The organism is Actibacterium sp. 188UL27-1, from assembly GCF_016901225.1.
In the GTDB taxonomy this organism is placed as follows: Bacteria; Pseudomonadota; Alphaproteobacteria; order Rhodobacterales; family Rhodobacteraceae; genus 188UL27-1.
This window is the reverse complement of record NZ_JAFEUL010000002.1, coordinates 125,999-141,859: the sequence shown is the minus strand read 5'-3', so window position 1 is coordinate 141,859 and position 15,861 is coordinate 125,999. Positions and strand designations below refer to the sequence as shown.

At 58.6% G+C, this 15,861-nt stretch carries 14 protein-coding genes; 9 read left to right on the top strand and 5 right to left on the bottom strand.

Annotated elements, in window-relative coordinates; translation table 11 throughout:
* Positions 1–88: 88 nt before the first annotated feature.
* From IU397_RS03800 to IU397_RS03790, 3 genes are all read left to right on the top strand, one after another.
* Positions 89–547 (top strand): RDD family protein, encoded by a 459-nt coding sequence (locus IU397_RS03800; protein WP_370541608.1) that lies wholly within the window; start codon positions 89–91, stop codon positions 545–547.
* A 109-nt stretch (positions 548–656) separates the two neighbouring features.
* On the top strand, positions 657–1,508 hold the full coding sequence (locus IU397_RS03795; RefSeq protein ID WP_204410887.1) for an arginyltransferase: 852 nt from the start codon (positions 657–659) through the stop codon (positions 1,506–1,508).
* Between the two features lie 3 nt (positions 1,509–1,511).
* Positions 1,512–1,907, top strand: coding sequence for a VOC family protein (locus tag IU397_RS03790; protein WP_204410885.1), 396 nt, complete (start codon positions 1,512–1,514; stop codon positions 1,905–1,907).
* 25 nt (positions 1,908–1,932) lie between these two features.
* Here IU397_RS03790 and IU397_RS03785 read toward each other — a convergent pair whose 3' ends face one another.
* The 4 genes from IU397_RS03785 to IU397_RS03770 form a co-directional block, all read right to left on the bottom strand.
* Complete coding sequence (locus IU397_RS03785) at positions 1,933–2,601, bottom strand: hypothetical protein (protein WP_204410883.1); 669 nt, start codon at positions 2,599–2,601, stop codon at positions 1,933–1,935.
* A gap of 273 nt (positions 2,602–2,874) precedes the next feature.
* Positions 2,875–5,229, bottom strand: a complete 2,355-nt coding sequence (locus IU397_RS03780; RefSeq protein ID WP_204410881.1) for a TRAP transporter large permease subunit — start codon at positions 5,227–5,229, stop codon at positions 2,875–2,877.
* 12 nt (positions 5,230–5,241) lie between these two features.
* Positions 5,242–6,135: a TRAP transporter small permease subunit gene (locus IU397_RS03775; protein ID WP_204410879.1), complete on the bottom strand. Its 894-nt coding sequence runs from the start codon at positions 6,133–6,135 to the stop codon at positions 5,242–5,244.
* 84 nt (positions 6,136–6,219) lie between these two features.
* Positions 6,220–7,296, bottom strand: coding sequence for a TRAP transporter substrate-binding protein (locus IU397_RS03770; protein ID WP_204410876.1), 1,077 nt, complete (start codon positions 7,294–7,296; stop codon positions 6,220–6,222).
* 166 nt (positions 7,297–7,462) lie between these two features.
* On the opposite strand from IU397_RS03770, the gene IU397_RS03765 reads away from it, so the two are divergent.
* The 3 genes from IU397_RS03765 to IU397_RS03755 all read left to right on the top strand — a co-directional run bounded on the left by IU397_RS03765 (position 7,463) and on the right by IU397_RS03755 (position 11,470).
* Entirely contained in the window at positions 7,463–8,926 is a 1,464-nt protein-coding gene (locus tag IU397_RS03765; RefSeq protein WP_239479581.1) for a cache domain-containing protein, read from the top strand.
* The gene (locus IU397_RS03760) at positions 8,907–9,569 is read left to right on the top strand and encodes a response regulator transcription factor (protein ID WP_204410874.1); all 663 of its coding nucleotides are present in this window, start codon (positions 8,907–8,909) and stop codon (positions 9,567–9,569) included. Before IU397_RS03765 ends, IU397_RS03760 begins: the two co-directional genes overlap by 20 nt.
* Before the next feature lie 533 nt (positions 9,570–10,102).
* Positions 10,103–11,470 carry a DUF3179 domain-containing protein gene (locus IU397_RS03755; protein WP_204410872.1) on the top strand — a complete coding sequence of 456 codons (1,368 nt, stop codon included), beginning with the start codon at positions 10,103–10,105 and terminating at the stop codon, positions 11,468–11,470.
* Positions 11,471–11,534: 64 nt separating this feature from the next.
* On the opposite strand, the gene IU397_RS03750 is transcribed toward IU397_RS03755, so the two are convergent.
* A complete protein-coding gene (locus IU397_RS03750; protein WP_204410869.1) occupies positions 11,535–11,939 on the bottom strand; it encodes a hypothetical protein in 405 nt (134 codons plus the stop codon).
* 377 nt (positions 11,940–12,316) lie between these two features.
* Between IU397_RS03750 and IU397_RS03745 the strand changes: the two genes are divergently transcribed.
* The 3 genes from IU397_RS03745 (at position 12,317) to IU397_RS03735 (ending at position 15,848) form a co-directional block, all read left to right on the top strand.
* Positions 12,317–14,071 carry an acetolactate synthase 3 large subunit gene (locus tag IU397_RS03745; RefSeq protein ID WP_204410867.1) on the top strand — a complete coding sequence of 585 codons (1,755 nt, stop codon included), beginning with the start codon at positions 12,317–12,319 and terminating at the stop codon, positions 14,069–14,071.
* Positions 14,068–14,505 carry a hypothetical protein gene (locus IU397_RS03740; RefSeq protein WP_204410865.1) on the top strand — a complete coding sequence of 146 codons (438 nt, stop codon included), beginning with the start codon at positions 14,068–14,070 and terminating at the stop codon, positions 14,503–14,505. The genes IU397_RS03745 and IU397_RS03740 overlap by 4 nt, the downstream gene beginning before the upstream one ends.
* Positions 14,506–14,747: 242 nt before the next feature.
* Positions 14,748–15,848, top strand: a complete 1,101-nt coding sequence (locus IU397_RS03735; RefSeq protein WP_204410863.1) for a glycosyltransferase family 87 protein — start codon at positions 14,748–14,750, stop codon at positions 15,846–15,848.
* The last annotated feature ends 13 nt before the right edge of the window (positions 15,849–15,861 follow it).

Genomic DNA, 15,861 nt, shown 5'->3' with positions numbered 1-15,861 from the left:
CGTTGGGGCCCGGCCTTTTGACCTGTCCGGCGCCAATCCGCCAAGAAGGGGCGCTACCCCCATTTAAATCACGAAAAGGATCTGCCACATGAGGGCCATGCCGTATACAAATGACCGGCTTCCCGATCCGGAGCTTCACGCTGAATTTTATGCCGATGTCCCGATGAAACGGGCCATTGCCTGGATCGTGGATGGCGTTCTCATTGCAATCCTGACCATTGTCGCGATCCCGTTCACGGCATTTACCGCCCTATTTTTTCTGCCGTTGCTGTGGCTGGTTCTGGGATTTCTGTACCGGGTGATGACGTTGGCAGGCGGATCCGCGACATGGGGCATGCGGTTGATGGCCATTTCGTTTCGCACCCATAACGGCGGCCCAATGACCCTGCCAGAGGCATTTTTACACACGCTGATCTATTCGCTGTCGATGTCGTTTGTGGTGCCGCAGTTGATCTCCATCGGGACAATGCTGTTTACCGAGCGCGGGCAAAGTCTGGGTGATTTGTTTCTGGGAACGGTTGCGATCAATCGCAGCGCCCGGGCGTAAAAACCAAAGGTCGGGCAAGAACGGCGCGGCAATTGATGATAGTCAATCGCAGGGCTTGGCGAGACCGATCAGCCCTGCTACCGTCCGTTCAACTTGCAAGTGAACATCCATGCGCCACACCCTTCCTATTGCGCCGCAGTTTTATGTGACGGCCCCTCAGCCCTGCCCTTACCTTGAGGGTCGGATGGAGCGGAAGTTGTTTACAGCGTTGCAAGGCGATTATGCCGAGCGATTGAACGATACCCTATCGAAACAGGGGTTCAGGCGGTCGCAGAACGTGCTGTATCGTCCGTCTTGTGCCGACTGCAATGCGTGCCTGTCGGCCAGGATCAAGGTGGCGGATTTCAAACCATCGCGCAGCCAGCGTCGCACCATAAAGCGGAATGAGGCGTTGCGGCGAGACGCGACATCCCCATGGGCCACCGAAGAGCAATACCACCTGTTCCGTCGATACCTGGATAGTCGCCACGCGGATGGCGGAATGGCGGATATGGATATATTCGAATTTGCCGCGATGATCGAGGAAACGCCCGTCCGTTCCCGCGTGATCGAATATAAACAAGCGCCGGGCGCGCCTGTCAGCTTGGACCATGGCGACAGTTCGGCGCTTGCCGCGGTTTGCCTGACAGACGTTCTGGAAGACGGCTTGTCGATGGTATATTCGTTCTATGAACCCGATCTGGCGTCGCGGTCAGTCGGAACCTACGTCATCCTGGACCATATTGAGATCGCCCGCCTGGCCAAGCTGCCGTATGTTTATCTAGGCTATTGGGTGCCTGGAAGCCCAAAAATGGGATATAAGGCGGGGTTTGATGCGCTTGAAATCTATAAAGGGGGCCAATGGATCCCCATCGGTAATGCCGAGGATCATTCGAGCGAAACACATCCCCTTTCCGTTGACCCGATTGCCGAACAGGTGGCCCGGATCTCTCTACCGGACAGTCAACCGGCCAACCGGTAATCCGTGACGGCTGACCATATCAGCCTGGTTGCAATCGTCGTGCCGGATTATGAAGCGGGGCTGGCGTTTTACGTGGCGAAACTTGGTTGGGACCTGCGTGAAGACATTGAGCTTGGCGCTGAAAAACGCTGGGTCGTCGTCGCCCCGCCGGACAGTCAATGTGCGGTCCTTCTCGCGCGGGCCAGCGGCCCGGATCAAACAGCTGCGATTGGTAATCAGACCGGCGGGCGCGTGGGCTTCTTTCTGCGCGTTGGGCAATTTGACAAGGCATATCAGGCCATGGTGGCCGCCGGCGTGGTGTTCGAAGGGGCTCCGCGCCATGAAAGCTATGGATCAGTCGCCGTCTGGCAAGATCCATTTGGTAATCGGTGGGATTTGCTTGGCCCCCCGCCTGTCTGAGCAGGCGGAGCGACCTATCGAAGTCTTAGGCTGCAGCGCGTGCGCGACGCAAAACCATCAGGCCGCCCAAACCACCGATTAGCAACAGGCCAGCGGCAGGGACGGGCACAGGCGAAACCGTACCGGTCACAACATCCTGGCTACCCGGCGCCGCGTAAAAGGTGAGGTTGGTGCGATTATCGGTCGGATCAGACAGGCCCGACAAAAACCCCAGGGCTGTTGTGCGCACATCGCCACCACTGTTCAGCACAAAGATCCCGTCATCCAGATCCAGCGACCCGTCCTGATCGGTCACAATTTCCCACAGGCTGACCTGGAAAGCGGCGGCGCTGGTGTCATCCGTCACCTGCTCGTAAGCGGTGCCAAACAACTGTGCGACCCGCTGTGTGGTAGCGGCATCGAACAACGCCTTGGTCTTGGTGAATTCGAAGGGCAGTTTCAGCCCCTCCGCCAATTCGACACAGAACGCGATGAAGCTTTTGCCTTGTGCTTCGGAAATGCGGAACGCACCTGCGTAAGCGTTAATGGTTTCGGTGCCGTAATTGACGCTCACGGACTCGCGCAAGCGCTGCTCATCGGTGTCGCCGAACAGGTTCGCGTACGTTTTTTCAAGCGTTACGGTGCTGGCTGCTGCAGCTCCTGCAGACAAACCCAGAACCAGGGCCGTCGCCGCGATATTGCGCAGAAATGTCATTTCCGTCCTCATACTCAGTCTTGGTACACACCCTAGATGGGTTTGCCCGGGTCACTAAAAAAGCGGGAATGGAAGCCGGGTTTTCCCCCTAGGTGCTGACCAATCGGCCTGCCGCTGCGCGACATCCTTCGATATTCCTGCAGATGAGATAGGTGAGAAATCTGTCGCGACTTGGGCAGCCGAATGACCACTTGACGCCATTGTTCGCAAAGTGCGTGCTAATGATCGCCTCAGCGGTGCGAGGCGACCAAATAGGCACAAACGGTGGCCGACTTAGTTCGGGATTAGGCTGGGCACGATCGTCACGATGGACGGCACCAGCCATAGCAGCGCCAGACCGGCGACCTGGATTAGGACGAACGGTATGATCCCACGATAGATATGGCCCGTCGTGACCTCGGGCGGGGCAACCCCGCGCAGGTAAAACAATGCAAACCCAAAAGGCGGCGTCAGGAAGCTGGTTTGTAGGTTCACCGCGATCATGATCGTCACCCATTTCGGGTCCATCGTGCCGCCATAGATGACCGGACCCACGATGGGGATGACGATGTAAATGATCTCAAGGAAGTCCAGCACAAAGCCCAGGATGAACAGCACCAGCATGACGATCAGGAAAACCGTGAACTCATTATCAAAGCTGCGCAGGAAATCCTGGATATAGTGCTCTCCACCGAACGAGATCACGACAAGGTTCAACAATTGTGACCCGATCAGGATGGTAAACACCATCGAGGTGACCTTGGCCGTTTCCCGCACCACCGGCGGCAACACCCCTGACCGCAGCAGGACCCAGCAGGCGTAGAACAGGCCGAACATCGCATAAAGGTATGCGGCTTGCGCAACAAAGAAGGCCGCCCAGTTCTGGAACCCGGCGCCCGATTGCGTCACCCGCAGATCAAAGTTGACGCCGACAAGGATCATGATGATCAAGGCAAAGGTCGAAAACAGGATGACCTTGCCCGTGCCCCCTTCGTCCTGCAGCTTTCGGAAGGCCGCCAACATGATCGCACCACCGGCGCCCAAAGCGGCGGCAGGGGTGGGGTTGGTGATGCCACCCAGGATTGAGCCCAGGACAGCAACGATCAGCACCAAGGGTGGGAAGACGACGCGAAGCAGCTCATTCTGGCTGAGATATTTCGCACCATGGGCACAGCCATAAAGCGCCATGGCCAGCGGGATTGCCAAGACAAGCAACCGGAAACCCGGCGTGGCCAGCGGTCCCAAAAGGAAGGCATCGGCCAACAGCGCCAAAGCCACACCTCCTCCCCCGATCACCAGGTTGCGCGGGTTTGCAAGCGGAGCGCAGCCACGGGCCGTGGTCATCCACAGTGACAGCAACAGCAGACCGATGGCCAGACCCGACCCGATTGGGGCGGCATTGGCGACCTTCACCGCCAGGGCTTCCGCCCGTTCTTCCTCGGTCAAGGCGCGGCTTTGCTGGGCACCACCGGACGCGTCAATTGCCTTTTGTTCGGCAACAGCGAAATCCCAAGCCGTTTGACCGTGCAACTCGATCATGGCGGCCTGACAATCCGCCCCCACATTGGTGCGCAGGCTGGCGGCCGCCCCCGTGTCAGAGAAGCTTTGCACCCTTGTATCCTGCGAGCCGACAATTCCGAATGTGCTGGCAAAGATCAAAAGCCCGACCAAGGCCGCGGGCACGCCCAGATACCAGGTCAGCGCCTCGTCCCGGGTCACGATATTGCCGGTGCTGTCGCCCATCGCCACAGGCGGCGCCTTGGTTGGATTGAAGATGGCAAAGACCAGCGCATAGCCCGCATAAAGACCGGCCAGCAGGATACCGGGGAGCAATGCAGCCTGGAACAAGGTGCCCACGGAGACGACAGCCGGCTCCCCCAGATAGGTCAGCGCATCGGTACAGCCTGCCGTGGTCGCGCGTTTCTCTTGCGCGGCGGAGTAAAGGTCCCCGGCCAGAGTGCCCAACAGCACGATCACAATGGAGGGCGGGATGATCTGCCCCAACGTACCCGAAGCCGCAATAACCCCGGTCGATAGCTCGGGCGAGTAATTGTTGCGCAGCATGGTAGGCAAGGCCAATAGGCCCATCGTCACCACGGTCGCCCCCACAATCCCGGTCGAGGCGGCAAGGAATGCGCCCACCACCACAATCGACACGGCGAGGCCACCGGGAAGCGGACCAAAGACGCGGGCCATCGTGGTCAGCAAGTCATTGGCAATCTTGGAGCGTTCCAGCGTGATGCCCATCAGAACGAACATCAGGACAGCCAACAGAGTCTCAATGGACTGACCCGCCAGCACCCGTTCGTTGATACGGTTGACGATAAAGCTGACATTGCGGTCAAGCGCCTGTTCCCAGCCTTGGGGAAAGACCGGCACCTCGGTTCGTGCCAAATCCGGGTATCGGAATATCGATATCGTCTCGGGCCTGACCCCCTCGGCGAGAAGAGCCCTATATCCCTCGCTCCCCCGGTCAATCGCCTGGTGGATCAACAGGCCCGATGTATCGAGTGCCGCGATGATCCCAAAGGAAATAACCGCGGATCCCGCGATCGCAAAGGCGACCGGAAAGCCCGACAAAATCCCGCCAAACAGGCAGAGGAATACGATGATCAGGCCAACTTCGACCCCGTCCAAACCGAAAAGCATCGTCCCCGCCCCCTAGTGAATGCTGGCGACAAGCTCGGCTTCTTCATCGCCGAGTTTATCCTTGTCGTGGTATTTGCCCGCGCTCTCTTCACCCTCGACCCATTCGAGGTAGGACCGGTAAAAGAACGCGATAGCCTGCAAGAAAACCATGGCTGTAAACACAACCAGCAGGATCTTGAACAGGAAGTAGCCGTTAAAGCCGTTGGGGCTGAAGCCGATGGTTTCGACATTCCATTTGAAAGCGCGGCTCTTGCCCTCGACCAACCGTTGCAGCGTGTCCGAGGCACTGACCTTGGGCGTCACCAGATGGCGCCACATGAAATACCACGAATACATCCAAATCATCACGGCGGCAGGGATCATGAAGAACAGCGATCCGAACATATCGATCACCCGCTTGGTGCGGTGACCGACGGCGGAATAGACCAGATCGACCCGCACATGGCCCCCTTGAACAAAGGTATAGGCACAGCACAACGTGACGATGATCGCGTTATATAGTTTCAGCTCCTCGGCCCACCAGCTGATGTCAAATTCCAGCGGCACGCCGAAACCGATGCTGATCGTTGCCTTGGCAAAAATGCGCTGGATCATCACGATGATGATTTGTTGCAGCACCATCAGCAGCCCGGCCCAGGCGGCGATGCGGCCGATATTGTTGGCAAACCATTCCAGCCCGCGCACGATGCCCCACAGGATGGGTCGGTAAAACATGCCCGAAATGGTGACGACCAGAAAGACCAGCAAAACGACGAAAAAGAACTCAACCGAGCCGCCATAATAGATCACGCGCATCACGGCCTGCGGATCTGTCCAGTTCAACCATTGCATCGGGTGCAGCAGCGCATAGCCCAGATTGTAGGCCGCCAGCCCCAGGTTTTGAAAAAACCAGGCCATCCATTCCATGATCTGTACCCCCCTGTCGCACCGATTTGCCGGCGTCGTTGATTATCCCCGCGCTTTGCAGCACGGGGACATGTCGATTTTGGCTTAGCCTGCCAGAACGCGGTTGCGCTGCGCCACGAATTCGCCGTCCGACTTCAGGATCCAGTCGGAAGATTTCGCGAGGCTTGCATCAAAACTGTTGCGGATCTTAGCATACAGCTCATCCCCCATATTCTCGTCGAGCACCTCTTTCGAGGCCGCACCGAATGCATCCCAGATATCGTCCGAGAATTGCAGGGTTTTCACGCCTTGCTGCTGCAAACGGGCCAAGGCGGCACCGTTATTGGCAAGGGTCTGGCTGAGCTGGTAATGGGTCGTGGCCTTGGCCGCATTGTCGATCACCGCCCGCTGCGTGTCATCCAGGCTTTCCCAGACATCCAGGTTCATGGCAGCCGACAGACCCGATCCAGGCTCGTGGAAACCAGCCGTGTAGTAGACCTTGGCAACTTCCTGGAAACCGGCGCGTTCATCGGCGAAGGGACCAACCCATTCCAGGCCATCCAGGGCCCCTGAAGACAATGCCTGATACAGTTCGCCACCGGGGATGTTCTGAACCGATGCGCCCAGCTTGCCCAAAACCTGACCGCCCAGGCCCGGCATACGGAACCGCAGACCCTGCAAGTCACTGGCGGAACCCAGTTCGTTGCGGAACCAACCGCCCGACTGCGACCCCGAATTGCCGCACTGCATGGAATGCAGGCCAAAGATCTGGCCCAGCTCGTTATGCAGATCCTGACCACCATCATGGTAGTACCAGTTGGTCAGTTCCTGCGCTGTGGCGCCGAACGGCACAGCGGTGAAAAAGGCATAACCCGGGTGCTGACCAATGAAATAGTAGTCAGCGGAGTGGTACATATCGGCCTGGCCGGATGTCACGGCGTCGAACACCTCGAACGCGCCAACCAGTTCCCCGGGCGCTTTCTTTTCGATGGTCAGGCTGCCGCCCGACATGGCATTGACGGCTTCGTTGAAGTATGTGGCAGCATCATCCAGCACCGCAAATCCGCGAGGCCATGATGTGACCATGGTCAGCGTGCGGGCGCCTTGGGCGATGGCGGGTGCAGCAAGCGTCGTGGCAGCCGCCCCAACAGCGCCCGTACGTAGAAATGAACGACGATCCATAAGGTTGTTCCTCCCGGTAAGATTGCCCACCCGTTCAGATGGGCGGATCGTTGCAAGTGTGGCGCACCATAAGCTGCGTCTCAAAAATGTAAAATACCAAGGACTGCGTAGCGCGACGTGGCAATGTTTGACCGTCCGGCGCTTTTCAAGGAAGGATGGAGGGCAAATGAAACGGAACGCGCATTCCATGCCCCGCATCAGCCTAAACTATGCTCAAAAGCTGTTTTTGTTGGCAACCGTCCCTCTGGTGCTGGCGGCAGCGGCGATTTCCCTTGTCGTGGCGGTACAATCCTCGCAACTGGCAAAACGAGAAATCCGCGAGCTTGAGGTGCAGTTGATCGAGGCCAAGAAACGCGAGCTGAAGAATTACCTGACGCTGGCGCGCAATGCGTTTTTCTCGATCTACGGTCGCGCTACTCCGGATGATGAAGAGGCCAAAACCAGGGTGATGCAGATCCTGGCCGCGATGACCTACGGGCAGGACGGCTCTTTCTTCGTCTACGATTACGACGGCATCAATCTGGTCAGCCCACGCCAGACCGAATTCATCAACCAGAACTGGGCGGGGCTAAGCGACCCCGAAGGTGTGCCCGTGGTTGATGAATTGATCCGCATCGCCCGGTCCGGCGCGGGCTACCACACGTATCTTTGGGAAAAGCCCTCAACCGGTGAGCAAGCGCAGATGGTCACCTATGTGATCGGCCTGCAGAACTGGCGATGGGCCGTCGGCACTGGCATCTTCATCGACGACGTCCGCGCCACTGTGGCCAATGCCCAGGCCGAGACGGAGGCCCGCATCGCGCGCACCTTCATCTGGATCGGAGTGATCACCGTGGGTGCGCTGCTCATGGTGTTTTGCTCGGGTCTGCTTTTGAACATCCGGGAACGCCGTCTTGCAGATGCCAAGCTGAAGGCGCTGACTACCCGGATCATCGACACCCAGGAAGAGGAACGCGGCCGGGTCGCCCGCGAACTGCATGACAGCGTCAGCCAAATGCTGATCGGGGTGCGCTACACGCTTGAGCTGGCCAAACGTCGGATGACGGCGGGCGATGCCCGGGCCAGCGCCAACCTGGAACGCGGGATCGACGGCCTGTCCGGCAGCATCCAGGAGGTGCGCCGCATCAGCCGTGACCTGCGCCCCGGCGTGCTGGATGACCTGGGCCTTGGCCCTGCCCTGCAGACCCTTACCGAAGCATTTGGCAAACGCACTGGCATCACCTCACAATTCGATACGGTCGTCTTCCGCAACCGCTTGGATCCAGACGCCAAGATCGCGCTTTACCGCATCGCACAGGAGGCACTGACCAATATCGAACGCCATTCCGAGGCGACGGATGTCTTCCTCAAGGTCTGGGGCCATGCCCGCGGCGCCACCCTTTTGATCCGTGACAATGGCAAGGGGATCGATGGTGCAAACGGGCGCATTGGCCTTGGTCTGCGGAATATGCAAGAACGCATAGAACAACTGGACGGACGGCTGGATATCAAGTCAGGCCGGGACGGAACAATCATTCAGGCCCATGTTCCGCTCAGTCACCTGTTGCCGCCCGAAGAAGCGGCCCGCCCATCCAAAGCGCGACCTGCCTCGGCGGGAGGAGAAGACTCGAATGAAAGATACGCAAGCTAACGCTGGCCAAACCCGCGTCCTGATCGTTGACGATCACCCCATGGTCGCCGAAGGGATCGAGGCGATCCTGGAAAGCTATGACGATATTCTGGTGGTCGGTACACTCGCCAACGGGCAGGACGCCATTGACCGGATCGAGGCACTGAGCCCCGACGTGATCCTGATGGATCTCAACATGCCCGGCATGAACGGCCTGAGCGCCACAGAGATTATCCTGGAAAAGGCGCCTGATACCCGGATCATGATCCTGTCGATGCATGACAGCCCCGAATACATCAACACCGCCCTCAATCACGGGGCGCGTGGTTATGTTTTGAAAGACGTGCCGACCGACGCGATCAAGAACGCCATTGACCATGTCATGGCCGGGGAGCGGTATTTGTGTACGGGTGCCGAAGCCTCCCTCGCCCCAGACGGATCAGATCAACGCGAGGCCCTGACCAGCCGCGAACAGACGATCCTGCTGCAACTCGCGCAAGGTCAGTCGAACAAGGAGGTCGCCAATACCCTCGGGATCAGCGTCCGCACGGTGGAGACCCATCGCAAGAACATCAAACGCAAGCTCGGCATCAGTTCCACCGCCGGCCTTACCCGCTATGCCATGGAACACGGCGTGTTGCAGGGCACCGGGGTCGGGTTTTGACCAGCACCTCGCGCATTTTGGACCGACCCACCACCCTTTGCTTGCGGGCTGCGGGCAACGGGCGCTGCAGGCCACATTGGGAAAACTGCTAGCCACGGGATGAGATGGGCGTGTCGGCCTTGTCAGGCGAAGCGTTAAAGTCAGCCGAAGTTGGTGTGCATTATATCAAACGGTTGTGCATTGGGTTCAAGGGAATGGCACGTCACAAGGGAAAGTCACCGACAATATCTTGATGTGGTGGATCTCCATGAGTTGGTCAGTAAGCCAGTCCAGCAGGAGGTCGAAGGCTACCTTCTGTGCCAACACGCGCGCGACACATTCGCGCTGCCGAAGCCAGGCCGACGATGGCCTTTCGTCTTGTCCCATCAAGACGTGTTTGACCATGGTAAAACCCGGGGACGCCCCGGCTCAATAGCGGCTTACCTTGGCAAAATGGTCGTTTCCATAGTCCGGCATAACATCTCACGCGCACTTTAAGTGCATGTGATCAGGCAAAGCCGCACCATTCTGCACAAGTAGAATGGAGGTCCCGTATGATATGGTCGCGTCGGCAATTTGCCGGATTAACCCTTGGCTTTGCCGCATGGCCCGGCCTGGTCTCTGCCCAGGATAGTGGGCTTGAGGACGCGCTTCTCGCACAACTCTTTGGGACGACTTCCGAACACGAGGCGGGCCTGCGACTGATCGCGGATCGCGGCAAACCGGACATGGCGGCCGGGCTGATCCTGGCCCTGCGTTTCGCCATCAACCGGCAGGACGCGATCGGCCGGACGTTGGAGCGGCTCACCGGGCAATCCCACGGCACCCAATGGTTTGACTGGATGCTCTGGCAGGAACGCAACCCGCAGATCGTCCCCCACCCGTCCTATGCTGCGTTCATGCGTGACGCCCATCTTCGCATCGATCCGAATTTCCGCGACTTTCTGCGACCAGAGCATCTGACGCGCGACGCGGCCAAAATCCGGATCGAGGAAATTGCCTGGGGCGGAGTCCTGAAAGACGGCATTCCATCCCTGGACACCCCCACCATGATCACGGCCAGCTCCGCCGAATACCTCCGCGACGATGATCTGGTCTTTGGCATTTCCATCAACGGCGATGCCCGCGCCTATCCGCTGCGCATCATGGGCTGGCACGAGATGTTCAATGACGTAGTCGGCGGCGTCCCCGTGGCGCTGGCCTATTGCACGCTGTGCGGCTCGGGCATCCTATTCGAGACACAAACCAGAAACGCTAAAAAACCGCTGATCTTTGGCTCATCCGGGTTCCTCTATCGCTCAAACAAGCTGATGTTTGACCGCAAGACCAACTCGCTGTGGAACCAGTATACCGGCCAGCCCGTCATTGGCCCCCTTGCCGGCCGCGGCATCAAGTTGACACAACGCCCTGTGGTGATCACAACCTGGGCCAATTGGAAAGCCACCCATCCGACAACCCGGGTTCTGTCGCTCAAGACCGGGTACCGGCGCGACTATGGCTCAGGCGTGGTTTACTCCGCCTATTTCGGCTCACCCGATCTGATGTTCCCGGCCTTGGTTGATGAACAGGCGCATAACCAAAAGGATTATGTCTTTACCATCCGCCAGTTCGGTGTGGCGCGGGCCTGGCCGCTTAACGCCTTTGACAAAAAGCGCGTGATCAATGACGCCATCGCCAACACGCCCCTGGTTCTGATCGGCAATGCACAGACCCGCAGTGTTCGCGCCTATGAACGTGGCGATCTGACATTTGCCTCAACCGGCGACCGTCTGACAGCCAGTGACGGCACCGGCTGGACAGCCACGGAAGCGGCACTGGTCGGCCCCGATGGCGTCAGTCTATCCAGGGTGGCGGGCCACATATCCTACTGGTTTGCATGGGATAATTATATTGGCGATGCCGGCACGGTGTACCCAGGCTAGACGACAAACGTCACCGGTGCCCAACACCAAGGTCAGGCATCTTACCGCGGAATATGATCCGCGTTCAATCCAGCGGAGCCGACGTCACCAGCGGGCGCATGATGATGCCCGTCGTCGTCTCGAACCCGCCGGACTGGTCGGGCAGCAGGTGGCCACAGGTTTCTCCGATCCGCGGGCCGCTGGCGAAATAAACGCACATCAGGTTGTCAGCCATGGCCCAACTGCCTTCGAACTGACCGATGGGGCCATTGATCTCCACCCGGCCATCACCGCCCATCACGACAGTTATCTTGTGATCGTCCACCAGCGCCTCATAAACCTGGTCTGCATACATCGTGCGGAACTCATCCGACGACAGGGGCGTTGCGTTGCTTGGCAGCGAACTGGCCCATAGACCAACCGTAATAAGCATCCCCAGGAAGGTGGCGTGGCCTGCGGTAAAATGTGAAACTCGGCGAGACAAGGACATTTGAACTCTCCTGTTCAGCTTCCATGATTACCTAATGACCTAACGTCGGACTCCAATCAACAGCGAACCATCACCGGTTGTGCGCATTGGTGCACAGTCAATGTGAACCGAAGGGTTCACTTAAGCTCTTAGAAAGATAATTCCGAAAACACGGGCTTTGGCGACATTTTCTCATGTATTTCGATTGACGCCACCAAACGCGCCTCGTATTGTCCCGCCACGTAGTAAGGGACCTTTGGAATGATCAGCATTCTACTTCTCGTAGTCGAAAGGTGCATGGGCCGGTAACACGGACGCCAGACGATAACCCCATGCACCCCCGCCGAAAGACCGGGGGTTTTTTATTGCCCAGATGCCAGCCAAACGGAGAACATGAAATGGCACGCCAAATGACCGGAGCAAAGATGGTGGTTCAAGCCCTGAAGGATCAGGGTGTGGACGTCGTATTCGGCTATCCCGGCGGGGCCGTGCTACCGATTTACGACGAGATCTTTCAGCAAGAAGGCATCCGCCACATCCTGGTCCGCCACGAACAGGGTGCCGCCCATGCCGCCGAAGGGTATGCGCGCTCGACCGGGAAACCCGGCGTTGTTCTGGTGACCTCGGGTCCCGGGGCCACCAACGTCGTGACTGGGATCACCGATGCGCTGATGGATTCGATCCCGATGGTCGTTCTGACTGGCCAGGTGCCCACTTTCATGATCGGCTCGGACGCATTCCAGGAGGCTGACACGGTCGGGATCACCCGCCCCTGCACCAAGCATAACTGGCTGGTTAAAGACACCGACCGGCTGGCCGCGACCATTCATGAAGCGTTCCATGTCGCAACCTCGGGGCGCCCGGGTCCCGTTCTGATCGACATTCCAAAAGACGTGCAATTTGCCAGCGGCACCTATGTCGCCCCCGCCGATGCACCGACCGGCCATTACAAACCACGCATAGAAGGCGATGCCGAGGTGATCGAGGGCTTGGTCGAGGCGATGGAAACCGCCGAACGCCCCGTTTTTTACACAGGCGGCGGCGTGATCAATTCCGGAGACCGGGCCACCGCTCTGTTGCGCGAATTTGCCGAAGCCACGGGTTTCCCAGTCACTTCGACCTTGATGGGTTTGGGTGCCTATCCCGCCTCGGGCAGGGCGTGGCTGGGCATGCTCGGCATGCACGGGCTTTATGAAGCCAACCTTGCGATGCATGGCTGCGATCTGATGATCAATGTGGGTGCCCGGTTTGATGACCGGATCACGGGACGGATCGCTGACTTCAGCCCAAACTCGATGAAGGCCCATATCGATATTGACCCGTCCTCGATCAACAAGGTCGTCCATACCGATTTCCCGATCATCGGCGACGTGGCCCATGTGCTGGACGCCGCCTTGGCGCTGTGGAAAGAGCGCGGGTCAAAGGTCAACGCAGAGGGTTTGGCCAAGTGGTGGAAGCAGATCGACGATTGGCGCGCGATCCGGTGTCTGGATTTCAAGACCTCGGAAAAGACGATCAAGCCCCAGCATGCCTTGGTCCGCCTCGAAGAGCTGACTAAAACGTATGACCGTTATATCTGTACCGAGGTTGGTCAGCACCAGATGTGGGCCGCCCAATATCTGGGGTTCGAGGATCCGAACCGCTGGATGACATCCGGGGGCCTGGGCACGATGGGCTATGGTTTTCCTGCATCGATAGGTGTGCAAATTGCGCATCCCGACGCGCTGGTGATCAACGTGGCGGGCGAGGCCTCCTGGTTGATGAACATGCAGGAAATGGGCACTGCCGCGCAGTACCGCTTGCCGGTCAAGCAATTCATCCTGAACAATGAACGGCTGGGCATGGTGCGCCAGTGGCAGGAATTGCTGCACGGCGAACGCTATTCCCACAGTTGGTCCGAGGCTCTGCCCGATTTCGTGAAACTGGCCGAAGCCTTTGGTGCCAAGGGCATCCTGTGCAAGGACCCCGGCGATCTTGATGACGCGATCATGGAGATGTTGGCTTACGATGGCCCGGTTCTCTTTGATTGCCTGGTCGAGAAGCATGAAAACTGCTTCCCCATGATCCCCTCAGGCGAGCCGCACAATAAGATGCTGTTGGGCGAAGCCTCCACCCAAGATGCCATCGGCAGCAAGGGTGCCGTGCTCGTATGACCGGCGATGGACTCATCGAGTTTTCCTCCAAACGCTTTCCACCCACGGCGGGCGAATTGGAGGAAACATCCGATGAGTTCATCAATCCCGGCCTTTTTGGCAAAGAGCTCGCTGAATTCCTGAAGGCCGAACTGCCAAAGCTTGGTTACCCGATTGGGTTCTCGTCCATGGAAGATTGGGGCTATTGGATCGAAGTTGAACACGACGGCGATTTCACACTCGCGGTCTGCTGCGGAAGCCAAGGCGACTATGATGCGAAAACCGGCGCAGACCACCTTGTTTTCGTCAAGGCAGAGCAAAATTTGCTGAAGCGGCTTTTCCGAAAGATCGACACGTCGACAGCCATGGCAGAGTTGGTGGAAAGTCTGACGGGGCTTCTTCAGGCGACTGACGGGGTTAGTGATGTCCAGCTTGTCGACGCAGACCCAACCTGATCCGTCTGTCGACGCACTGTTTGAACACGCAGAGTGGTCCCGGCCATGCTGGTGGGCCCCGTGACACATGATGGGCCCGGCAACACGCAGATGAAAGGATGGCCAGACCTGAGATGCGTTCGAAAACCCAACGCACGATGGCCGTAACATCAGCGGATCAAGCCGGCGATCATCGTCTGCGCGGACTGCAGACAAGGCGGTCCTTCCCGATCGCGATGATTGCCGCAAGCGTGACTCTTTTCATGCTTGCCCGTCAGATCACGGGCGAAATTTCTGACATGTTGGACCCGGGCTGCATCGATGTCTCGGTGGATTTCGCGGTCTTTTGGGGTGCGGGGCATCTGGCCGCCATGGGAGAGCCGCTCGCCGCCTTCTCGGTCAACCGCATATATGAGGCCAATGACGCCACCTGCCCACCCGACTGGTTTCCATTCCTGCATCCGCCTGCTTTTCTGGCCCTGATGACGCCGTTGGGTGTACTTCCATTTCCGGTCGCATGGATCATCTTTAGCGGGGTTTCATTTGCGGTTTATGCGGCCGCGCTCGGCCCCTTTTGCAAAGCATCGCCTTCAGCCTGGGTGGCGCTGGCCTGCGCACCGGCTGTCATTCCGGTTTTGGCCGTTGGACAATTCACACTCCTTTGGGCCGGAGTTTTTCTGGCCGCCTTTGCAGCATTGCGCGCGGACAGGCCTTGGTCGGCAGGGATCCTGATCGGTGTTTTGACCCTGAAGCCAACGCTTGGGCTGATGATCCCCGCCGCCTTGATCGCCATTGGGGCATGGCGTGCGACTGCGGGGGCGGCCATGACCAGCGTGATCCTGAATGTCGCCGCGACCCTCATCTATGGCCCGGCATATTGGACCAACCTGGTAGACATTTACACACAGCACGCAGCGCGGCTGGAGGAGACGCTACCCCTGCTTGACTTGATGACCAGCATCCCCGCCCTGCTCACACGTCTCGGGATATCTTACGAGACGGCCGTGACGCTCCAGTGGGGGCTATCAGCGCTGCTGGCCGGGGCGGTCTTTGTGATTTGGCGCAGCAAGGAGATTGGTTTCGACGCCAAGATGGCGGCTCTTGCAGCGGCGACCTGTCTCGCGACCCCTTATTTCTGGCACTACGATGCGGGGTTGCTGGCTGTGGTGGCACTGTTTCTTCTTCGCTCGGACAAAGTCTTGGGCACGCCTCTCACTATGGTTGCCGCGGTATTGCTTTGGATGGGCCCGGCCCTGCCGATCTTTGTCCCGGTCGCCCCCGCGGCAGTGATGATACCGCCTTTAATCGGTATGGCCGTAATCCTCAGCTTCGCCAGCGCCGTTCAACGGGTGAAGACCGCATGAGATGGGATCAAAA